Source organism: Streptomyces sp. NPDC088254 (assembly GCF_044740925.1).
Lineage (GTDB): Bacteria > Actinomycetota > Actinomycetes > Streptomycetales > Streptomycetaceae > Streptomyces.
In genome coordinates, this window is record NZ_JBIURQ010000013.1 from 193,461 (window position 1) to 214,663 (window position 21,203).

Consider the following 21,203-nt stretch of genomic DNA (forward strand, 5'->3'; position numbering starts at 1 on the left):
ACCCTGTCCCTCGCATCCAACCACGTGTGGCTGCGAGGACGCTCATTACCCATGGGTTACCCCGGGAAGGGCAGGGTCAGACAGCCCTTCGACAGCACCCTGGCCAGCGCTTCGACCACCTCGGGCGCGTACTCCCCGCCCGCCCCCAGCCTCAGTTCCTCCAGCGCGGACAGCGGGCCGCCCGGTCCGGCGTCGCGCACCTTCTCCTCGTAGGCGTTGACCACCCGGACGATCCGGGCGGCCGGCGGCTGCTCGGGGTAGGGGTCGGCCTGCCGCTCCACGACCGTCGCGACCCGCTCGCCCGCCCCGGTCTGGCGGACGACGGCCCCGCCGAGCAGCGCGATCCGCCGCTGCCGGTCCGGCGGCAGCCCGGCCGTGGCGCCCGCCGGGACCGGATCGACGAGGCTGAGCTGCCCGATGTCGTGCATCAGCGCCGCGTACTCCAGGACGGTCAGCTCGGGCTCGGTCAGCCCCAGGTCCCGGCCCACGGCCTGGCTGAGGGCGGCGACCCGGCGGGCGTGCCCGTGCGGGGTGCAGCCGGCGATCTCGGTGGCGCGGGCCAGGGAGGCGATGGTCTGCCGGTAGGTGGCGCGCACGGCGGCGTACCGGCGCAGGGACAGCTGGGTGAGCAGCAGCGGCACGCAGAACACGGGCAGCGCCCACAGTCCGACGACGGCCACCGCGAGCGCCATGACCGCGCCGGTCGCGCACACGGCGGTCCCGATCCCGGGCAGGCCGCGCAGTTCGTCGTGCAGGAGCGGGGCGAGGGGCCAGCCGGTGCGGGCGTGGGCGAGCACGGCGGCGAGGAGTGCCTCGCACAGGACCGTGAGGACGAGCAGCGCGAGCAGCAGCAGCGCGTACGCCGGACCGCTCCAGGTGTCGAACGCTCCGCTGTTGTAGAGGGGTTGGAAGCAGGCGGCGGCGAACCCGACGGCCAGCACGCGCCGGACGAGGTGGTCGAGGACCGGTCCCTCCCCACGCGCGATGCGCGGCACGCTGCCGAGCAGGGAGGCGGCGGCCACCACCGAGACGGCCTGTGCGAGCCCGTGGTGCGTGGCATGTCCGGCGTGCTCCCCGAGCAGCGCGTACGACAGCGAGCCGGCGGCCCCGAGCGGCGCGCCCTCCCGCAGCCCCGGCGAGCGCGGCCGGCACCGGGGCAGCGCCGACTCCCCCACGGCGACGAGCGCCCCGAACGCGAGCGCGACGCCCCGCTCCTCGACGCCGGCGCGCAGGGTGACGAGCAGGGAACCCGCCACGAGCAGCGCGGCCCCGGTCCGCACCACGCCGAGATACCACCGGGTGCCCTTCATCGCGACTCCGCCTGAGGCGCGCCGGCCCGGCCGGGGGCCGGGACGGGGGCGGGGGGTGTGGTCGTGCCGGCGGGGGCGCCGGCTGCGGAGGGCGGCGAGGGCTGCTGCGGCGGGTGGGGGGTGTCGGCGGTGACCACCGGGTGCCAGCCCTCGCGGGTGATCACCTCGGTCAGGGCGGACACCATCCGGGGGTCGAAGTGCGCGCCCGCGCAGCGGTTCAGCTCCTCCAGGGCCGCGGCGACCGGCCGGGCCCGGCTGTAGCTGCGGGTGGAGGTCATCGCGTCGAAGGCGTCCGCGACGGCCACCACCCGGGCCGACTCGGGGATCTGGGCGCCCGCCAGCCCGTAGGGGTAGCCGTTGCCGTCCATCCGTTCGTGGTGGTGGAGGATGGCCGAGCGGGCCTCGCCTAGGAAGGCGATGCCCCGGGTGATCTCGTGCCCGTACTCGGGGTGGAGTTCGATGACGCGGCGCTCCTCGGGCGTCAGCGGCCCGTTCTTGCGCAGCAGCCGCGTGGGGACGCCGAGCTTGCCGACGTCGTGCAGGATTCCGGCGAACCGCAGGGTCTCCACGCGTTGTTCGTCCATCCCCAGCTCGCGCGCGATCATCATCGAGGCCTGTCCGACGCGCTCGCTGTGCCCGCGGGTGTAACCGTCCTTGATGTCGACGGCCTGCACCAAGGCGCGGATGGTCGCCTGATGGGCGGTCCGCTCCTGGTGGTACTGGGCGAACACCCACCAGGACACGCCCATCGGGAACAGCACGAGCAGCGCGGCGACCGGCCCGTAGGGGCTGCGCCACAGCAGGGCCATCATCAGCCCGGCGAGCCCGTGCACCCCTACGGGGGCGAGGGAGCGCAGGAACAGCCGCCGGGCCGGCGGACGCGACCGCAGCCGTTCGGCGGGCGCGGGCATCCCGCCGTCCGCGGCGGCGAGTACCAGGCAGAACACGAAGACGGCGGCTCCGACCGGGGCGAGGGCCGCGGGGAGATCCGCGTCCACGACCGCCTCGGCTCCGCCCAGCCCCCGGTGGACCCAGGCAGCGGCCCACACGCCGGTCGCGAGGTGGGCGGCCCGCCGGATCCGCCGCAGCGGGGAGGGCCGCTGACCGTCCGGGGAGCACAGCGCGCCGGGCAGGGGCACGAGCGCGGCAGCGGACGGCGGCAGCAGGAAGGCCCCGGCGAGCAGTACGGGATAGAAGGCGCCGGCGAACCGGCGGCGGGCGATCCGCTCCCCGCCGGCGTAGAGCGCGGCGAGCGGCAGGACCGTCCACCAAGGCGTCCACGCCAGGGGCGGCGGCGTCAGACAGAGCAGGGCGCCGAAGGCGGCGCAGACGACGTAGCCGCGCGCCCGCGCCGGAACTGCCTCCATGTCGCCCTCCCCCGACCACACCTTGGTCCGGGCACCGGAGCCTAGGGCGGCGAGGGACGGCAACGGGGGCTCATCACCCGTCGATTAGCACATTCGGGTGACGGCACGGCCTCCTCGTGGGAGGCCTGCGGGGGGTCAGGACTCCTGGGGCGTGACCGTCACGTCGTGCTCGGGCACGGCCTGGCCGGATCGGATCAACTCGATCCGGCCCATGACCTTGGAGCGCAGGTCGGTCGGCACGTCGTCATGGCCGCAGCACCGCTTGACCAGCTTCTTCACGGCCTCTTCGAGCCCGTACTTCTCCAGGCACGGCGAGCACTCGCTGAAGTGCTGCTTGAACTTGTCGCGGTCGAGGTCCGGCATCTCGCTGTCGAGGAACTCGTAGAGATGGTCGAGGACCTCACCGCAGTCCGTCTCGTGCGGCTCTCCGCAGCTCATGAGCCCGAACCTTTCACTTCGTCCGACTCTCCGGCGCCGGCCGGGACCAGTCCGCGCTCACGGGCGTAGTCCTCGAGCATGCCGCGCAGTTGGCGGCGGCCCCGGTGCAGCCGGGACATCACCGTACCGATGGGGGTCCCCATGATGTCCGCGATCTCCTTGTAGGCAAAGCCCTCGACGTCCGCGAGATACACAGCGATGCGGAACTCCTCGGGGATGGCCTGGAGAGCTGCCTTCACGTCCGAGTCGGGCAGGTGGTCCAGCGCCTGCGACTCGGCCGAGCGCAGACCGGTCGACATGTGCGACTCGGCACGCGCCAGCTGCCAGTCCTCGATCTCCTCGGCGGCGCTGCGCTGGGGCTCGCGCTGCTTCTTCCGGTAGGAGTTGATGAAGGTGTTGGTCAGGATCCGGTAGAGCCAGGCCTTGAGGTTGGTGCCCTCACGGAACTGGTGGAAGGACGCGTACGCCTTGGCGTACGTCTCCTGCACCAGGTCCTCGGCGTCGGCCGGGTTGCGCGTCATGCGCAGCGCGGCCGAGTACATCTGGTCGAGGAACTCGAGCGCGTCCCGCTCGAAGCGCGCGCTGCGCTCCGCGGCCGTCTCCGCGCCCGTGCCGCCCTGGCCCTCGGGCTGCTCCGCCTGGCCGTGATCGGTCCCTGCGTCGGTCCCAGTGACCGGACCCACCTCCTCAAGTGTTCTCGTGAGACCGAGAGCGGCCTCACTCGAATCGGAGGATAGACGACGATCCCGTCCGCCCGCCGCCCGAACCGGGGCGGTCCTGGCCGCGTGCAGCACCGTCCAGTCCAGGTCAGTGCGGCTGCTGCGGGTCGGGCAGGTGGTCGAACCCATGCGGCGGACTTCCTCTCCTACGACGTCGATGCTGGTAACCAGCACGTACGTCCCGCACAACAGCGCCGGCCGCCCAGGCATTCCCGAAGCTTTACCCGAGCGAGCCGGTCCACTTCACGACCGTGTCCGTGACGACCGCCACGGCCTGGTCCTGCGAGATCTCCGCGCGCTTGGGCACAGCGAAGCCGTGGTCGGCGTACGGGACTTCCACCAGCTCGTACGCGCCCCCGGGGAACTCGGCCGGCTTCCCGAAGGGGTCGTTGCCGCCCTGGACGACGAGGGTGGGGACGCCGGAGCCGAGCAGCTCCCCCGCGCGGGACTTCTCCGGCCGGCCCGGCGGGTGGAGCGGGAAGCTCAGGGCGAGCACGGCGTGCGCGCCGAGCTCGGCGGCGGTACGGCAGGCCACCCGGGCCCCGGCGCTGCGTCCTCCGGAGACCACCGGCAGTCCGGGCGCGGCCAGCGCGGGCCAGACGCCGCGCCAGCCGGTGTCCAGGGTCTTCGGCGCGGGCGCGACCTTCTTGCCGGCCACCCGCCAGGGCTGCTCGACGAGCGCGACGGTGACGCCGTGCGCGGGGAGGACGGCGGCGAGGGCCTTGAGGTCGCGCGCCTCGATGCCGCCGCCGGCGCCGTGGCTCACGGCGAGCAGGAGGCGCGCGTTCTCGGCGTGGCACCAGGTGATGCGGGCCTCGCCGGCGTCGGTGGGGACGGCCTGGGTCGTCCGCCGGCGGGTCGTCTCGACGCTCGTCACGTCGTTGGTCTCGTCGCTCGTCACGTCAGAAGAGTGTGCCCTCCTCGGGCCCCTCCAGCTCCTTCAGCAGCTCCGGTCCGTTGTTGCGGACATTGCTGACGGCCGTGGCGACGGGGTAGGCGCGCATCAGCCCGGTGGGCGGGGGCGCGAGGAGCGCGCGCAGGTCGTCGACGTCCGTGCGGGCGGGGTCCAGCCAGGCGTCCCAGCGGTCGGGGGTGAGCATCAGGGGCATCCGGGGGTGGATGTCGGACAGGGAGCCGGGTCCCTCGGCCGGGGCGACGGCCAGCGGTCCGGTCTCGGCCTCCGTGGTGATCACCGAGCACGTCGCCCACCAGGCCAGCGGGTGCTCGTCCGGCAGGGTGCGGTCCCGCCAGAACTCGTAGAGCCCGGCCATCGCGAAGACCGAGCCGTCGGCCGGCAGCACGAAGTAGGGCTGCTTGCGGGGCCGCTTCTTCTTCCCCTCGACCTCGAGGTCGCGTTCCTGCTGCCCGGTGACCCACTCGTAGTAGCCGTCGGCGGGCAGGATGCAGCGCCGGGAGGAGAAGGCGCGGCGGTAGGACGGCTTCTCGTGGACGGTCTCCGCACGCGCGTTGATCATCCGGGCGGCGCCCTCGGGGTTCTTCGACCAGGACGGGACCAGTCCCCACTTCAGCTTGCGCAGCTGGCGAACCGGACGCGGGTCGGCCACGTCCTTCAGGGGACGGTCCAGGACGGCGTAGACCTCCTTGGTGGGAGCCACGTTGTAGTCGGGCTCCAGGGTCTCCTCGGGTTCCCACTTCTCGATCTCGAAGATTCCCGCCAGATCCTCGGGCCTGCGACTCGCTGCATACCGTCCGCACATACGTGCCACACTGCCAGACTCCGACGACGACAGGGAGCCACCAAGGATTATGGACAGCACCGCCGTCACCGCGCTGCCCGATCTGTGGGACCGGCTCACCGGCACCCAGCCCGACCCCGATCTGTGGGTGGTGCTGGCCACCATGGGCGCGGCCCTCGCCATAGTCGTCCCCCACACTTTGTGGCGTATCTCCCGCAACGCCATCACGATCGCCCACGAGGGCGGCCACGGCCTGGTCGCGCTGCTGACCGGCCGGACGCTCACCGGCATACGCCTGCACTCTGACACCAGCGGTCTGACCGTCAGCCGGGGCAAGCCGCACGGCCTCGGCATGATCCTCACCGCCGCCGCCGGCTACACCGCTCCCCCGCTGCTCGGTCTGGGCGGCGCGGCGCTGCTGGGCGCCGGCCGCATCACGCTGCTGCTGTGGGCGGCGACGGCGCTGCTGCTGGCGATGCTGGTGATGATCCGGAACGCCTACGGGGCCCTGACGGTGATCGTCACGGGCGGCACGTTCCTGATGGTGTCCTGGCTGGCGGGACCCCAGGTTCAGGCGGCGTTCGCGTACGCGGTGGTGTGGTTCCTGCTGCTGGGCGGCGTGCGGCCGGCGTTCGAGCTGCAGGCGAAGCGGGCGCGCGGCGGGGCGGGCGACTCGGACGCCGACCAGCTGTCCCGGCTGACCCATGTGCCGGCGGCCCTGTGGTTCTTCCTGTTCCACGCGGTGAGCCTGTGCTCCCTGCTGGGCGGCGGACGCTGGCTGCTCGGGCTCTAAGGCCCCGGTGGGGCCGTCGCCGGCGCTTCAGCGCCGAAACGGCTGACATCGGCCCGCCCTCGCGGAGACTAAAGTGGGCGCATGCCCGTGAACTCCGCCCACACCGCCCTCTGGCCCGCCCCGCACGCGAGCGGAGCCGTCGACGCGACGGTCCACGTGCCGGGGTCCAAGTCGGTCACCAACCGCGCGCTCGTCCTGGCCGCCCTGGCTTCCGAGCCGGGCTGGCTGCGCCGCCCGCTGCGCTCCCGCGACACGCTGCTGATGGCGGGCGCCCTGCGCGCGATGGGCGTCGGCATCGAGGAGACGGTCTCCTCCAGCTCGTCCGTCGGCGGCGGTCCCGGCGGCGAGGCCTGGCGGGTCCTGCCCGCGGGGCTGCGCGGTCCGGCCACGGTCGACGTGGGCAACGCCGGCACGGTGATGCGGTTCCTGCCGCCGGTCGCCGCGCTCGCCGACGGCCCCGTCCGCTTCGACGGCGACCCCCGTTCCTACGAGCGCCCGCTGAACGGCGTCATCGACGCGCTGCGCGTGCTCGGCGCCCGGATCGACGACGACGGGCGCGGCGCGCTGCCGCTGACGGTGCACGGCACGGGCGCGCTGGACGGCGGCCCGGTGGAGATCGACGCGTCGTCGTCCTCGCAGTTCGTCTCGGCGCTGCTGCTGTCCGCCCCCCGCTTCAACCAGGGCGTGGAGGTCCGGCACACGGGCGGCTCCCTCCCCTCCATGCCGCACATCCGGATGACCGTCGACATGCTGCGCGCGGTCGGCGCCCAGGTCGACACCCCGGAGTCGGGCGGCGAGCCGAACGTCTGGCGGGTCACGCCGGGCGCGCTGCTCGGCCGGGACCTGACGATCGAGCCGGACCTGTCCAACGCCCAGCCGTTCCTGGCGGCGGCCCTGGTGACCGGCGGCCGGGTGCTGATCCCGGACTGGCCGTCCCGCACCACCCAGCCGGGTGACCGGCTGCGGGAGATCTTCACCGAGATGGGCGGTTCCTGCGAACTCACCGAGTACGGGCTGGTCTTCACCGGCACGGGCTCGATCCACGGCATCGACGTCGACCTGGGCGATGTCGGCGAGCTGACCCCCGGCATCGCCGCGGTCGCCGCCCTCGCGGACTCACCCTCCACCCTGCGGGGCGTCGCCCACCTGCGCCTGCACGAGACGGACCGGCTGGCCGCGCTGACGAAGGAGATCAACGAGCTCGGCGGCGACGTCACCGAGACCGCCGACGGCCTCCACATCCGCCCGCGCCCCCTGCACGGCGGGGTGTTCCACACCTACGACGACCACCGGATGGCGACGGCCGGCGCGGTCATCGGGCTGGCGGTGGACGGCGTGCGGATCGAGAACGTGGCCACGACGGCGAAGACCCTGCCGGACTTCCCGCAGCTGTGGGCCGGGATGCTCGGGGTATAGGGGCTCCGCCATGCGCCGCTACGGCAAGCACACCGACGAGGACGACATCCGCAGCCGCCCGAACCGCAAGGGCAACCGGCCGCGGACGAACATCCGGCCCAAGCACGAGGACGCCGCCGAGGGCATGGTCCTCACCGTCGACCGCGGACGCCTCACGTGTCTCGTCGACGACCGGATCGTGATGGCGATGAAGGCCCGTGAGCTGGGCCGCAAGGCGGCCGTGGTCGGCGACCGGGTGGCCCTCGTCGGTGACATGTCCGGCAAGAAGGACACCCTCGCGCGCATCGTCCGCATCGAGGAGCGCACCTCGGTGCTGCGCCGCACCGCCGACGACGACGACCCGTACGAGCGGGTGGTGGTCGCCAACGCCGACCAGCTCGCGATCGTGACCGCCCTGGCCGACCCGGAGCCCCGCCCGCGGCTGATCGACCGCTGCCTGGTCGCCGCGTACGACGGCGGGCTGGAACCGCTGCTGGTCATGACGAAGTCGGACCTCGCCGCTCCGGACAAGCTGCTGGAGCTGTACGGCGACCTCGACATCCCCTACGTGGTCACCAGCCGCGAGGAGCTGGAGAACGGCGACGCGGCGGACCGGGTGCGCGAGTATCTGGCCGGGCGGATCACGGCGTTCGTGGGCCACTCGGGCGTCGGCAAGACGACCCTGGTCAACGCGCTGGTCCCGCAGGACCGTCGGCGTCTGACGGGGCACGTCAACGCGGTGACCGGCCGCGGCCGCCACACCACGACGTCGGCCCTCGCCCTGCCGCTCGAAGGCACGGACGACTGGGCCATCGACACCCCGGGCGTCCGCTCGTTCGGTCTGGCCCACGTCGACCCGTCCCGGGTGATCCACGCCTTCCCCGACCTGGAGCCGGGGACGGTCGGCTGCCCGCGCGCGTGCAGTCACGACGAGCCGGACTGCGCGCTGGACGCCTGGGTCGCCGAGGGCCACGCGGACCAGGCACGGCTGTACTCACTGCGCCGGCTGCTGTCGACGCGGGAGCGCACGGAAGGCGACTGACCGCCGCGTTGTTTGTCGGCGTGCAAGCCCGGTAAGTGCATAATCGCACCGAGCCGCACACACGGGAGGACAGCACATGGCGTGGCTGCTGGTCATCGTCGCGGGAGTGCTCGAGACCGGCTTCGCCGTCTGCCTCAAGCTGTCGCACGGCTTCACCCGGCTCTGGCCGACGATCGCGTTCTGCGTGTTCGCGCTCGGCAGCTTCGGTCTGCTCACCCTGTCGCTGCGGAAGCTGGACGTCGGTCCGGCGTACGCGGTGTGGACCGGCATCGGCGCGGCGGGCACCGCGATCTACGGCATGGTCTTCCTCGGCGACCTGGTGTCGGTCCTGAAGATCGTCTCGATCACCCTGGTGATCACCGGTGTGATCGGCCTGCAGCTGTCGGGGTCGGCGCACTAGACGCGGCGAGCGCTCCGTGCGACGCGGGGATCGGCCCGCGCTTCGCGGTGTTCGCGCCGGCAGCCGCAGTGCCCGGCTGGTGGGGCGCGGCGCCCGGCGCTTGGGTGGCGGTGTTCCCCCCGTGGGTCGCGGTGATCACGCCGCGTATCAGTTCCGCGACCCCGCCCTCCCCCGGCGGGACCGCCACGCACGACACCGCCAGTCGTACGGCCAGTTCGCAGGTGCGGGAGAGGTCGTCGGGGATGCCGCCGGGGCCGGCGATCGCAGCCACGGCACGGTCCCGGACGCCCGCCAGGAGGTCGCCGGGCGAGGGCAGCGGTCCGTCCGCCCGCCGCTGCGCGGGCACGGCCGAGGAGGAGGGCACCGCGGCGAGCGTCGGGGCCGGCAGGCGCTCGCTCCAGCAGCCGGTGAGCAGGGCCCGTACGAGCGGGTTCCCGCGGGCGACGTTCGTCGTCCACTCGGCGGCCGCGGTGAGCCGCTCACGGGCGTCGCCGGGCGCGGACAGGGCCCGTTCGACGCCGGCGAGATAGCCGTCGGCCTCCCGCCTGACGAGCGCCCTGGCCAGGCCGTCCTTGCTGCCGAACTCGTTGTAGAGGGTCTGCCGGGACACCCCGGCCGCCGCGGCGACGTCCACCATGCGCACCACGGCCCACGACCGTCGCGTGAGCGCCGTGAAAGCGGCGTCGAGTAGGCATTCCCGGGCAGCAGGCATCATCGCCTCCCTGGGGCGAGCGGCTCTGCGCCCAGGTTTGACGCGCGTCCGCGCACTGTCAAGGGTCCGCGGAGGGGGTGGTGAGTGCCGGTCATGAGTGCGTGAGGGGGGGTAGACGACGAGAAACATCCGAAGTACCCACCTCCGCGCCCTTCACTCACCCCGAGCCCCCGTTGGCTCCGCCGCCACCTCGGCAGATAGGTTCGAGTCATGCCGGACTACCTCGACGACCTCAGCCTCGCGCACGTCCTCGCGGACGCCGCTGACGCCGCGACCATGGACCGCTTCAAGGCCCTCGACCTCAAGGTGGAGACCAAACCGGACATGACGCCGGTGAGCGAGGCCGACAAGGCGGCCGAGGAACTCGTCCGCGGCCGGCTCCAGCGCGCCCGCCCCCGCGACGCGATCCTCGGCGAGGAGTACGGCGTCGAGGGCACCGGCCCGCGCCGCTGGGTGATCGACCCGATCGACGGGACCAAGAACTACGTGCGCGGCGTCCCCGTCTGGGCCACCCTCATCTCGCTCATGGAGGCCGCGGAGGGCGGCTACCAGCCCGTCGTGGGCGTGGTCTCCGCCCCCGCCCTCAACCGCCGCTGGTGGGCCGCGAAGGGCCACGGCGCGTTCGCCGGCCGCAGTATGACCCGGGCCACGCGCCTGCAGGTCTCCCGTGTCTCGAAGCTCTCCGACGCCTCGTTCGCGTACTCCTCGCTGGGCGGCTGGGAGGAGCAGGGCCGGTTCGACGGCTTCCTCGACCTCACCCGCGAGGTGTGGCGCACGCGCGCGTACGGCGACTTCTGGCCGTACATGATGGTCGCCGAGGGATCGGTGGATATGTGCGCCGAGCCGGAGCTGTCCCTCTGGGACATGGCGGCCCCCGCGATCGTGGTGACGGAGGCCGGCGGCTCGTTCACCGGTCTCGACGGCCGGCCCGGCCCGCACAGCGGCAACGCGGCCGCGTCGAACGGCCTGCTCCACGACGAGCTGCTGACGTATCTGAACCCGCGTCAGTAGGCCGGGGCACCCGCGGCGGCCACCCCGCCCGTCGGACACAGATGAGCGCGTGCGCCCTCAATTGACTGCGCGCGCCCCCTTGTTGACCCGCGCTTTACCTGCCACGCTGACAGCACCCCCACTTGTGAACATGTGAATCTCTGTTTCGGGGGTTCTTAGGAGGTGGCTCCAGCCCATGCTCGTCCGTGACGCCATGAGCACAGTGGTCCTCACCATCGGCCCCGCACACACCCTCCGCCAAGCCGCCGCTCTGATGTCCGCACGCCGCGTCGGCGCGGCGATCGTCCTCGACCCGGACGCCGGCGGCATCGGCATCCTCACCGAGCGGGACATCCTCAACTCCCTGGGCCGGGGCCAGAACCCGGACACCGAGCCCGCCCACGGCCACACCACCGGCGACGTCGTCTTCGCCGCCCCGACCTGGACGCTGGAGGAAGCGGCCCGGGCGATGGCGCACGGCGGTTTCCGCCATCTCGTGGTCCTGGACGGCGGCGAACCGGCCGGCATCGTCTCGGTCCGCGACATCATCCGCTGCTGGGCCCCCGCCCGCAGCCAGGTCCCCGCCTGAGCCCGGGCCCGGGCCCGGAGGTGTGATGTCCGGGCACGCGGACGGGCCGGACCCCCCGAAGGGGATCCGGCCCGTCCGTTCACGCCGGCCCGTCCGCTCAGACGAGGTCGAACCGGTCCAGGTTCGAGACCTTGACCCAGGCGGCGACGAAGTCGGTGACGAACTTCTCCTTGGCGTCGTCGCTGGCGTAGACCTCGGCGAGGGCGCGCAGCTCGGAGTTGGAGCCGAAGACGAGGTCGGCACGGGTGCCGGTCCACTTCAGCTCGCCGGTGGCCGCGTCACGGCCCTCGAAGGTGTGCTGGTCCTCGGAGGTGGACTTCCAGGTCGTGCCCAGGTCGAGCAGATTGACGAAGAAGTCGTTGGTCAGCGTGCCCGGCTTGTCGGTGAGGACGCCGTGCGAGGACTGGCCGTGGTTGGCTCCCAGGACGCGCAGTCCGCCGACGAGGGCGGTCATCTCGGGGGCGCTCAGCGTGAGCAGGTTCGCCTTGTCGAGCAGCAGGTACTCGGCCGGCAGCCGGGTGCCCTTGCCCACGTAGTTGCGGAAGCCGTCCCAGAGCGGCTCCAGCGCGGCGAACGACTCGGTGTCCGTCTGCTCCTCGGTCGCGTCCACGCGGCCCGGCGTGAAGGGCACCTCCACGTCGAAGCCCGCGTCCTTGGCCGCCTTCTCGACCCCGGCGGCGCCACCGAGCACGATCAGGTCGGCCAGGGAGACCTTCTTGGCGCCGGAGTTGAACTCCGCCTGTACGCCCTCCAGGACGCTCAGGACGTGACGCAGCTGGTCGGGCTCGTTGACCTCCCAGCTGCGCTGCGGCTCCAGGCGGATGCGGGCGCCGTTGGCGCCGCCGCGCTTGTCGCTGCCGCGGAAGGTGGACGCCGAGGCCCACGCGGTGGAGACGAGCTGAGAGACGGTCAGCCCCGAGTCGAGCAGCTTGGCCTTCAGGGCCGCGATGTCGGCCGCGTCGATGGTCTCGCCCTCGGCCTCGGGCAGCGGGTCCTGCCACAGCAGGGTCTCCTGCGGGACCTCCGGGCCGAGGTAGAGCGACTTCGGGCCCATGTCGCGGTGGGTCAGCTTGTACCAGGCGCGAGCGAAGGCGTCGGCGAACTGGTCGGGGTTCTCGTAGAAGCGGCGCGAGATCTGCTCGTAGACCGGGTCGAAGCGCAGCGCCAGGTCGGTGGTGAGCATCGTGGGCAGGCGCTTCTTCGACGGGTCGTACGCGTCCGGGATGATCGCCTCGGCGTTCTTGGCGACCCACTGCTTGGCGCCGGCCGGGGACTCCGTCAGCTCGTACTCGTACTCGAAGAGGTTCTTGAAGAAGCCGTTGCTCCACTGCGTCGGCGTGGCGGTCCAGGTGACCTCCAGGCCGGAGGTGATGGTGTCGCCGCCCTTGCCGGTGCCGTAGGTGCTCTTCCAGCCCAGGCCCTGCTCCTCCAGGGAGGCGGCCTCGGGGTCGTCGCCGACGTGGTCGGCGGGGCCGGCGCCGTGGGTCTTGCCGAAGGTGTGACCGCCCGCGATCAGGGCGACCGTCTCCTCGTCGTTCATCGCCATGCGGCGGAACGTCTCGCGGATGTCGCGGGCCGAGGCGATCGGGTCCGGGTTGCCGTTGGGGCCCTCCGGGTTGACGTAGATGAGGCCCATCTGGACCGCGCCGAGCGGGTTCTCCAGCTCGCGGTCGCCGGAGTAGCGCTGGTCGTCGAGCCAGGTGGTCTCGGGGCCCCAGTAGACGTCCTCCTCGGCCTCCCAGACGTCGGCGCGGCCGCCGCCGAAGCCGAAGGTCTCGAAGCCCATCTGCTCCAGCGCCACGTTGCCGGTGAGGATCATGAGGTCGGCCCAGGAGATGCTCTGGCCGTACTTCTTCTTGACGGGCCACAGCAGGCGGCGGGCCTTGTCCAGGTTGGCGTTGTCGGGCCAGCTGTTGAGCGGGGCGAAGCGCTGCTGACCGGCGCCGGCGCCGCCGCGGCCGTCGCTGATCCGGTAGGTGCCGGCGCTGTGCCAGGCCATACGGACCATCAGCGGGCCGTAGTTGCCGAAGTCGGCGGGCCACCAGTCCTGGGAGGTGGTGAGCACCTCGGCGATGTCCCGCTTCACGGCCGCGAGGTCCAGGTTCTTGAACGCCTCGGCGTAGTCGAAGTCCGCGCCGAGCGGGTTCGCCACCGCGGGGTTCTTGGCGAGGATCTTCAGATTGAGCCGGTCCGGCCACCACTGGCGGTTCCCGCCGCCCTGCGTCGGGTGCGCGGCGCGCCCATGCGCGACCGGGCAGCCGCCCGTCTCCGCCGGCTTGTCGTCGGTGACGATCGCGTCGTGGTTCTCAGCCATGAAAATCCTCCGGGACTAGGCGGTTCACGGTGCTCAGGAACGACGGGGGCGGTCGTCCCTGCGGGCGGCAGTCGCTCGGGGGTCACTCACGTCACCGACGTCACTTCTGCAGCTCCTGTCGCTTGGCCAAAGCCGAGTTCGATCCTACAATGGACAATGTCTAAGTCAAGTGACACTCCAAAGTCACACACGTTCGGGACCTGGTCCCCCTACTGTTAGGCTGATCTGCATGAGTGACCTTCTGGAACGGCTGCGCGGACGCGGCTGGCGGATGACCGCGCAGCGGCGCGTCGTGGCCGAGGTCCTCGACGGCGATCACGTCCATCTGACGGCCGACGAGGTCCACGCACGGGCCGTCGCCAGGCTGCCCGAGATCTCCCGGGCGACGGTGTACAACACGCTGGGCGAGCTGGTCACGCTCGGCGAGGTGCTCGAAGTCGCCACGGACAGGCGCGCCAAGCGGTACGACCCCAACGCCCACCGGCCGCACCACCACCTGGTGTGCGGGAAGTGCGGCGCGATCCGCGACGTCCATCCGAGCGGCAACCCGCTCGCCGACCTGCCCGACTCCGAGCGCTTCGGCTTCGCCGTCTCGGACGTCGAGGTGACCTACCGCGGCATCTGCCCCAACTGCGCGGCGCTCTGAAGGCGCCGCGCTCCGAGGGCGCGGCGCTTTGAGGCACCCCCGTGCGGGTTCGCCTTTGCGCAGTGAAAACACCGAGGGCCGGAATCCCATGGATTCCGGCCCTCGGCCTTCAGTAGCGGGGACAGGATTTGAACCTGCGACCTCTGGGTTATGAGCCCAGCGAGCTACCGAGCTGCTCCACCCCGCGTCGACGAATGCAACGTTACGCGACGCCCGGCCGCGGAAGCAAATCCCTTCATCCCCAGCCACACAGGCTGCGGCGGCGCGGCCCTGGCACCGGCCGGGTGGACGGGCGCAGGACACGGCCGACCCGCGCCACAGCTCAGGCGAACAGCGCCTGCCGCACCGGGACCGCGCCTGGCCGCCGACAGCAGTCGCACCGCCGCGGCAGCCGGGAGGGTGTGGTTGACCCCCGCCGATGCGGGCGAGGCGCGCAGGCCGCCCGGTGCCGGCGTTGCGTGCGCAGGGCCCGCCCACCGCACCGCAAGTCAGGCGAACTGTTCCTGGCGCAACGCGCCCGACAAGCGGGCCGCCCGCAGCAGTCGCGCCGCTGCGGCGGCATGAGATGCAGGTGAAAGCCCGCCGGCGCGGGCGAGCGCGCGTGGGGCACTGCCACCGGACCGGCGGGCGGGCACGCACACCCCGCCCGCGCCGACAGCCGCGCAGGCGCCGTCGCCCGCACGGCAGGTCAGGCGGACAGCGCCTGACGCAACGCGTCCCGCAACCGCGCCGCGTGGGGTAAGGGGCGCAGTGAAAGCCCGCCTGAGCGGGCGAGCGCGCGCTGCCCGATCGGCGCCGGCGAACGCGCGTAAGGGCGCACCGCCCGCACCGGCGGGCGGGCTCGCACGTCAGGCTGAGAGTTCCTGGCGTAGGGCGTCTCGTAGGCGGGCTGCTCGTTCGGCCACCTCCGCCGGGCCCAGGGACACCGCTCGGTCCGCCCATCGCTGGCCCTCGGCCAGCTCGCCCCGACGCGCGTAGACGAGGGCCAGCCGCAGCGCCGCCCGCCCGTGCCCGTCATCGGCGGCCCGGGTCCACCACACCACCGCCTCCGGCTCGCTCCCCTCCCGGGCCAGCAGCAATCCCAGGTTGAAGGCCCCGTTGCGCGACCCCGCCTCCGCGGCCTCCCGGTACCAGCGCGCCGCCTCCACCACGTCACCGCGGGCGGCGGCCAGCATCCCGACCCGCACCTGCGCCCGCCGGTGCCCCTGGGAGGCGGCCCGCTCGTACCACTCCTCGCACTCGGTCTTCTCGTGCACGGTCTCCCCGAGCTCGTGCGCCGGCTGCGGCGGCCGGCGCGCGTCCAGCACGGCCGCCAGCCGGTACGCCGCCTCCGCACTCCCCCCGCCCGCGGCGCACCGCAGATGCCGTTCGGCCCCCTGCTCGTCCCCGTCCCGCAACCTGGCCATGCCCACCTGCAACGCCGCCTCGGTGTGCCCGGCGGCGGCGGCCCGCTCGTACCAGCGCAACGCGACGACGTCCTCGCCCCGCCCGGCGAACAAGATCCCCAGGTTGAACGCGGCGTCGACGCTCCCCGCCTCCGCGGCCTTGGAGAACCACGGCTCGGCGCCCGCGGTGTCCCCGCCCTGGAGCAGCAGGATGGCGAGCGCGTTGGCCGCCTCCCGGTGCCCGGCGTACGCGGCGCGCCGGTACCACTGCTCGGCCTGCGCGAGGCGCCCCTGCTCGGCGCAGAGCAGCCCGAGGTTGTAGGCGCCGTTGTCGTCGCCGGCGTCCAGCGCGGCCCGGTACCAGCGCTCCGCCGTCTGGGTCTGGCCCCGCTCGGCGTAGAGCGCGCCCAGGGCGTTGGCCGCGTTGCCGTCGCCGTCCTGGGCGGCCCGCAGCCACCACACGGCGGCGTTCTCCGTGTCGCCGGCGTCACGCAGCAGGAATCCCAGCGCACAGGCGGCGCGCGGCTCGCCGTCCTTGGCGGAGGTCAGGTACCAGCGCCCGGCCTCCTTGAGGTCGCCCCGCTTCTCCAGGATCGTCCCGAGGTGCAGTGCGGCCCGCCGGTGGCCGCGCGCGGCTGCCTGCCGGTACCACTGCTCGGCCTCCGGTGAGGCGGGGCCTCCGCTGTCGCTCACGCCGCGCTCGTCGTCGGCGCGGGCGTCCCTGCGGTCGAGGGCGCGCGCGAGGCGGTACGACGCCTCCCGATGCCCTCGTTCGGCGGCGGCCCGCATCCAGCGCTCGGCGGTGGTGTCGCCGCGGTGCTCCAGCAGGTCGGCGAGGGCGTAGGCGCCCAGCACGTGTCCCTGTTCGGCGGACTGGCGCAGCCAGTACTCGGCGGCCGGCTCGTCGCCCCGCTCACGGTGATGGCGGCCGAGCGCGTGCGCGGCGGCCGCGGAGCCGGCGACGGCAGCGACCCGCCACCAGCCGGCGGCGTCGTCGGGATAGCCGCGCTGGTGGAGGAGGACGCCCAGGTTGTTGGCGGCGGCACGGTCCCCGGCCGCGGTGGCGGCACGCAGATAGGGTTCGGCGTCGTCGAGCTCGCCGCGGCGCAGCAGCAGGGCGCCGAGGACGCTCATCGCCTCGACGTCACCGGCCTCGGCGGCCAGCCGTCGGCGTGCCTCCTCGACGGCCTCCACCGTCTCGTCCCGCTCTTCGTCGCGGTGGTCGTCCCCGTCGTTTCCGTCGTTTCGGTGGTTGTCGCGGTGGTCGTCGTCATACTCGACCCGGTACTCGCCCCGACTCGCGTCCGGGGTGGCCTTCTCATAGGAAGGCTGCACAAATCGCCCTGTCTCGAACAGAGTTGCCTTGTCCCCCATAACGTCCATCGTCGCACCACCTGCAACCGGGATACACCTGGTATACCGCAGCCCGTAAGGTCACTTCAGCGTTTTGTCGACATGCCCACAGAGAGACAAGTCAAACACAGACACCCCCAACTCCCCGAGGCGGCGCGGCGACAGAGGCCGCGAATACTGTGTTCGCACACCACGAAGGCCCGGATCCTCTGGAGGATCCGGGCCTTCATTTTCAGTAGCGGGGACAGGATTTGAACCTGCGACCTCTGGGTTATGAGCCCAGCGAGCTACCGAGCTGCTCCACCCCGCGCCGTGTTCCACAACCGTATCACGGCGCGGGGGTGAGCTTTTCCGATCAGCCGCTGGGGGTGGGGCTGGGCTGCGCGCCCGGACTGCTCGCCGGACTGCCGCCGGGTTTGGCAGCGGCGCTCGGCGTGCTGCCGGGGCTCGGCTTGGCCCCGCCCGTGGCTCCCGCCTTCTTGTCCGCCTCGGCCTGCGCCGCCTCGGCCCGCTTCAGCGCGTCCTCAAGGTCCTTCTGCGCCTTGGCGTACGCCTCCCAGTCGGGCTTCTTCAGAGCCTCCTGGCCGGCGGTGAAGGCCTCCTGGGCGTCCTTCAACGCCTCCTGGACCGTGGGGTTCTGGGACGTCGGCGGCGGGTTGGTGCCCTGGTCCGCGGGCGGCGGCGCGGTGCCCTCCGTACCGAAGACCTTGTTGAGGGCCTCGTCGAGGGTGTCCTCGAAGGCGGTGTTGCCGCCATAGGTCACCAACACCTTGCGCAGCAGCGGGTACTTGAGCCCTCCGCCGCGCACGTACACGGGCTCCACGTAGAGCAGTCCTCCGTCGAGCGGCACCGTCAGCAGGTTGCCGTACTCGACCTCGGAGGCACCACCACTGAGCAGCCTGATGGACTCGGCGATGTCCTGTTGGGAGTTGAACTGGCTCTGGACCTGCTTGGGTCCGTCGACCGTCGTGCTCGTCGGCAGCTTCAGGACTCTGATCTTGCCGTAGTCCGGTGTGCCGGCCTCGGAGTCGACCGCCATGAACGCGCTCAGGTTGTCCCGGCCGTTGGGCGTGAACGTCGTCGTCAGCGAGAACGCCTGCGCCTGCTGGTCGGGCAGCTTCATGCTCAGGTAGTACGGCGGCACGGCGTCGCCCGACTTGTTGGTCGGGTCGTCCGGCACCTGCCACACCTCGCTGCCGCTGAGGAACGTCGTGGCGTCCTTCACGTGGTAGCGGGTGAGCAGTTCACGCTGGACCTTGAACAGGTCCTGCGGGTACCGGAGATGGGCCATCAGGTCGGGGGAGATCTCCGACTTCTTCTCCACCGTCCCCGGGAACGCCTTCATCCAGGTCTTGAGGACCGGGTCCTTGGTGTCCCACTGGTAGAGCTTGACCTCGCCGGTGTACGCGTCGACCGTCGCCTTCACCGAGTTGCGGATGTAGTTGACCTGGTTCTGCTGGGCCACCACCGCGCGGTTGTTGTTGGTGGCGGTCAGCGAGTCGGCGGTGGTGTCGCCGAGGGTCGTGCGCGAGGCGTACGGGTAGCCGTTGGTGGTGGTGTACGCGTCGACGATCCACTGGATCCGGTTGCCGACGACCGCCGGGTAGGCGTCGCCGTCGATGGTCAGCCACGGGGCGACCGCCTCGACGCGCCCCTTGGGCGTGCGGTTGTACAGGACCCGCGAGCCCTCGCCGATCGCTCCGGAGTAGAGGATCTGCGGCTCGCCGAACGCGACCGCGTACGCCGCCCGGTTCAGCGGGCTGGAGAGGTTGACCCCGCTGTCGCCGGTGTAGCTGGTGGTCTTCTCACCGTCGTCGTCGGAGTAGTCGATCTCCTTCTGGGGACCGCCGACGATCGAGTACGTGGTCGTCTTCTCGCCGTAGTAGACCCGCTGCTCGTACTGTCCGAGGACGCCCTGGGAGGGCAGGTCGGACTCGGTGAACGCAGGACGGCCCTCGGGGTCGGCGGTGGTGCCCTTGGCGGCGACCACGCCGTAACCGTGGGTGTAGCGGAAGTGGTTGTTGATCCAGTTCTGCTTGTCGACGCCCGCCAGGTTCAGCTCGCGCAGACCGATGACCGTGTCCTGGTCCTCGCTCTTGACCTTGTAGCGGTCGACGTCCAGGTTGGTGGGGAAGGCGTAGTACTTCCGCATCTGCTGGAGCTGCTGGAACGTCGGCGACACGATGTTCGGGTCGAGAACCCGGATGCTCGCCGTGGCGCCGACGTCGTCGCGCAGCTTCGTCTTGTCCTCGTTCTTGCTGACGCCCGAGTACTCGGTGACCTGCGTGCCGTCGATGCCGTACGCCTCACGCGTCGCCTTGAGGTTCTTCTCGACGTACGGCGCTTCCTTGGCCTGCTCGTTCGGCTGGACCTGGAACTTCTGGACGATCGCCGGGTACAGGCCGCCGATGAGGATCGCGGAGAGCACCATCAGGCCGAAGCCGATCACCGGCAGCTGCCAGGTGCGCCGCCACAGGGTGGCGAAGAACAGCAGCGCGCAGATGACGGCGATGCAGAACAGGATCGTCTTGGCCGGCAGATAGGCGTTGGCGTCGACGTACCGCAGGCCGGTCCAGTTGTCCGTGGCCTTGAAGTCGCTGGACTTCACGGCCAGGCCGTACCGGTCGAGCCAGTAGGCGACCGCCTTCAGCGCGACGAAGACGCCCAGCAGCACCGACAGGTGGCCGGTGGCCGCCGCGGTGGCCCGCGCGCCGGGGCTGGTGACCCGCAGCCCGCCGTACAGGTAGTGGGTGAGCGCGGCGGCGATCAGGGACAGGATCGTGGCGGCGAAGCCGAAGCCGAGCAGGAACCGGTACCAGGGCAGGTCGAAGGCGTAGAAGGCCACGTCGAGCTTGAACTGCGGGTCCTTCTCGCCGAAGGGCACGCCGTTGACCCACATCAGCCAGGTGCGCCACTGGCTCGACGCCGACGCGCCCGCGATCAGCCCCACCAGCGCGGTGATGCCGAGCAGCAGCCATTTCTTGTACGGCGCGATGCCCATGCGGTAGCGGTCGAGGCTCTGCTGCTCCATCGACATGGCGCTCAGCGGCGGGCGCAGCCGGTGCGCCAGCCAGATGTTGAGGCCGACGGCGAAGGCCATGAGCAGGCCGAAGACGAAGAACAGCCCGATCTTGGTCGACAGGGTGGTCGTGAACACGGAGGAGTAGTTCACCGACCGGTACCAGAGCCAGTCCGTCCAGAACCCGGCGAACATGGTGAACGCCATGCCGAGGACGGCAAGGACGCCCAGCGTCATGAGCAGGGTCCGGACGCGCCGGGACGGGCGGCCCACTCTGATCCGCGGTCCCGTCGGGCCTCCGCCGCGGTCCGGCATCTGGAAAGCCAAGGTGCGCACCTCGAAAGTCGCTGTTGTCGATTCGTCAGGTCCGCGTGTTCGTGGACCGTGTGGGACGCCCCGTGATCGTGGGCCCCCACCTATGCAACTTACTCACCCTTTACTCGGTTCCCGATTCCGGCCAGGAACGAGGCAGGATTGTGACCATGTCCAACACTCCCATGGCAGCGAGCCCTCTCACCCGGGCCGTACTCGAGATCGACGAGTACGCATCCGGCCTCGGCTGGGACCAGCCCGCCCGCCTCTTCGCCCTCGTAGACACCGCACGGTTGCGGACGCAGGAACCGTCGCTCGCCGCCCAGCTCGGTCTGGACGACGAGTCCGCCACGACCGGTCTCACTCCGATCGAGCAGGACGAAGTGCCAACGGACAAGCCGCTCGACGAGTTCCTCGCCACGATCGCCTGGCCGGACGCGGTGGTCGGCTGCGCGCTGACCGTGGAGCGTCTGATGCTGCCGCCGTCCGCCGAGGCGCAGGTCCCGCAGGGGCTGAGCGGGTCGAAGCTGACGCGGTGGGTGGCCGACCACCCCGACCGTCAGGAGGTGCGGATGACGGTGGCGGTCCTGCGCGACGGCACGCGCGAGTCGGCCCTGCGGCTGCGTGAGAAGGACGCCCCGTCGGAGGTCCTCACGGGCGCCAAGCTGGTCCCGGGTCTCGCGGAGGCCCTGTCGGCGACCTTCGAGTAGCAGGTCGCGGGG

At 71.9% G+C, this 21,203-nt stretch carries 17 protein-coding genes, 2 tRNA genes and 1 pseudogene; 8 read left to right on the plus strand and 12 right to left on the minus strand.

Annotated features, from left to right (window positions below; all coding sequences use genetic code 11):
- Positions 1-56: 56 nt before the first annotated feature.
- The 6 genes from ACIOC0_RS33505 to ACIOC0_RS33530 all read right to left on the minus strand — a co-directional run bounded on the left by ACIOC0_RS33505 (position 57) and on the right by ACIOC0_RS33530 (position 5,552).
- The gene (locus tag ACIOC0_RS33505; RefSeq protein ID WP_402159471.1) at positions 57-1,310 is read right to left on the minus strand and encodes an HD-GYP domain-containing protein; all 1,254 of its coding nucleotides are present in this window, start codon (positions 1,308-1,310) and stop codon (positions 57-59) included.
- Positions 1,307-2,677, minus strand: a complete 1,371-nt coding sequence (locus tag ACIOC0_RS33510; RefSeq protein ID WP_402159472.1) for an HD-GYP domain-containing protein — start codon at positions 2,675-2,677, stop codon at positions 1,307-1,309. The genes ACIOC0_RS33505 and ACIOC0_RS33510 overlap by 4 nt, the downstream gene beginning before the upstream one ends.
- 135 nt (positions 2,678-2,812) lie before the next feature.
- Positions 2,813-3,115, minus strand: coding sequence for a mycothiol system anti-sigma-R factor (gene rsrA, locus ACIOC0_RS33515; protein WP_130443686.1), 303 nt, complete (start codon positions 3,113-3,115; stop codon positions 2,813-2,815).
- Positions 3,112-3,798, minus strand: a complete 687-nt coding sequence (sigR, locus tag ACIOC0_RS33520; RefSeq protein WP_402159473.1) for an RNA polymerase sigma factor SigR — start codon at positions 3,796-3,798, stop codon at positions 3,112-3,114. Before sigR ends, rsrA begins: the two co-directional genes overlap by 4 nt.
- A 256-nt stretch (positions 3,799-4,054) precedes the next feature.
- Positions 4,055-4,711: an alpha/beta family hydrolase gene (locus ACIOC0_RS33525; RefSeq protein WP_402159694.1), complete on the minus strand. Its 657-nt coding sequence runs from the start codon at positions 4,709-4,711 to the stop codon at positions 4,055-4,057.
- A 25-nt stretch (positions 4,712-4,736) separates the two neighbouring features.
- Positions 4,737-5,552, minus strand: a complete 816-nt coding sequence (locus tag ACIOC0_RS33530) for an SOS response-associated peptidase (protein WP_389033757.1) — start codon at positions 5,550-5,552, stop codon at positions 4,737-4,739.
- Between the two features lie 49 nt (positions 5,553-5,601).
- Between ACIOC0_RS33530 and ACIOC0_RS33535 the strand changes: the two genes are divergently transcribed.
- From ACIOC0_RS33535 to ACIOC0_RS33550, 4 genes are all read left to right on the plus strand, one after another.
- Entirely contained in the window at positions 5,602-6,324 is a 723-nt protein-coding gene (locus ACIOC0_RS33535) for a M50 family metallopeptidase (protein WP_402159474.1), read from the plus strand.
- An 81-nt stretch (positions 6,325-6,405) separates the two neighbouring features.
- Complete coding sequence (aroA, locus tag ACIOC0_RS33540; protein ID WP_402159475.1) at positions 6,406-7,740, plus strand: 3-phosphoshikimate 1-carboxyvinyltransferase; 1,335 nt, start codon at positions 6,406-6,408, stop codon at positions 7,738-7,740.
- Between the two features lie 10 nt (positions 7,741-7,750).
- Positions 7,751-8,761 carry a ribosome small subunit-dependent GTPase A gene (gene rsgA / locus ACIOC0_RS33545; protein WP_402159476.1) on the plus strand — a complete coding sequence of 337 codons (1,011 nt, stop codon included), beginning with the start codon at positions 7,751-7,753 and terminating at the stop codon, positions 8,759-8,761.
- A gap of 76 nt (positions 8,762-8,837) precedes the next feature.
- Entirely contained in the window at positions 8,838-9,161 is a 324-nt protein-coding gene (locus ACIOC0_RS33550; RefSeq protein WP_130443696.1) for a multidrug efflux SMR transporter, read from the plus strand.
- Positions 9,162-9,294: 133 nt separating this feature from the next.
- On the opposite strand, the pseudogene ACIOC0_RS33555 reads toward ACIOC0_RS33550, so the two are convergent.
- Positions 9,295-9,873 (minus strand): annotated as a pseudogene (locus ACIOC0_RS33555) (TetR/AcrR family transcriptional regulator); the annotation flags it as partial.
- Between the two features lie 210 nt (positions 9,874-10,083).
- Here ACIOC0_RS33555 and hisN point away from each other — a divergent pair.
- Both hisN and ACIOC0_RS33565 read left to right on the plus strand, forming a co-directional pair.
- A complete protein-coding gene (hisN, locus tag ACIOC0_RS33560; protein ID WP_402159477.1) occupies positions 10,084-10,884 on the plus strand; it encodes a histidinol-phosphatase in 801 nt (266 codons plus the stop codon).
- Positions 10,885-11,059: 175 nt separating this feature from the next.
- Positions 11,060-11,452, plus strand: a complete 393-nt coding sequence (locus ACIOC0_RS33565) for a cyclic nucleotide-binding/CBS domain-containing protein (protein WP_402159478.1) — start codon at positions 11,060-11,062, stop codon at positions 11,450-11,452.
- 97 nt (positions 11,453-11,549) lie between these two features.
- Here the strand turns inward: ACIOC0_RS33565 and katG are convergent, their stop codons facing one another.
- Positions 11,550-13,766, minus strand: a complete 2,217-nt coding sequence (katG, locus tag ACIOC0_RS33570) for a catalase/peroxidase HPI (RefSeq protein ID WP_402159479.1) — start codon at positions 13,764-13,766, stop codon at positions 11,550-11,552.
- A gap of 229 nt (positions 13,767-13,995) precedes the next feature.
- Here katG and ACIOC0_RS33575 point away from each other — a divergent pair, with 229 nt between their 5' ends.
- The gene (locus ACIOC0_RS33575; RefSeq protein WP_402159481.1) at positions 13,996-14,412 is read left to right on the plus strand and encodes a Fur family transcriptional regulator; all 417 of its coding nucleotides are present in this window, start codon (positions 13,996-13,998) and stop codon (positions 14,410-14,412) included.
- A gap of 113 nt (positions 14,413-14,525) precedes the next feature.
- On the opposite strand, the gene ACIOC0_RS33580 is transcribed toward ACIOC0_RS33575, so the two are convergent.
- From ACIOC0_RS33580 to ACIOC0_RS33595, 4 genes are all read right to left on the minus strand, one after another.
- Positions 14,526-14,599: transfer RNA gene (locus ACIOC0_RS33580), tRNA-Met, on the minus strand.
- 661 nt (positions 14,600-15,260) lie between these two features.
- Positions 15,261-17,180 (minus strand): tetratricopeptide repeat protein, encoded by a 1,920-nt coding sequence (locus ACIOC0_RS33585; protein WP_402159483.1) that lies wholly within the window; start codon positions 17,178-17,180, stop codon positions 15,261-15,263.
- Between the two features lie 206 nt (positions 17,181-17,386).
- A tRNA-Met gene (locus tag ACIOC0_RS33590) sits at positions 17,387-17,460 on the minus strand.
- 45 nt (positions 17,461-17,505) lie between these two features.
- A complete protein-coding gene (locus ACIOC0_RS33595; protein WP_402159696.1) occupies positions 17,506-20,484 on the minus strand; it encodes a UPF0182 family protein in 2,979 nt (992 codons plus the stop codon).
- A 167-nt stretch (positions 20,485-20,651) separates the two neighbouring features.
- On the opposite strand from ACIOC0_RS33595, the gene ACIOC0_RS33600 reads away from it, so the two are divergent.
- On the plus strand, positions 20,652-21,191 hold the full coding sequence (locus tag ACIOC0_RS33600) for a PPA1309 family protein (protein ID WP_242620987.1): 540 nt from the start codon (positions 20,652-20,654) through the stop codon (positions 21,189-21,191).
- The last annotated feature ends 12 nt before the right edge of the window (positions 21,192-21,203 follow it).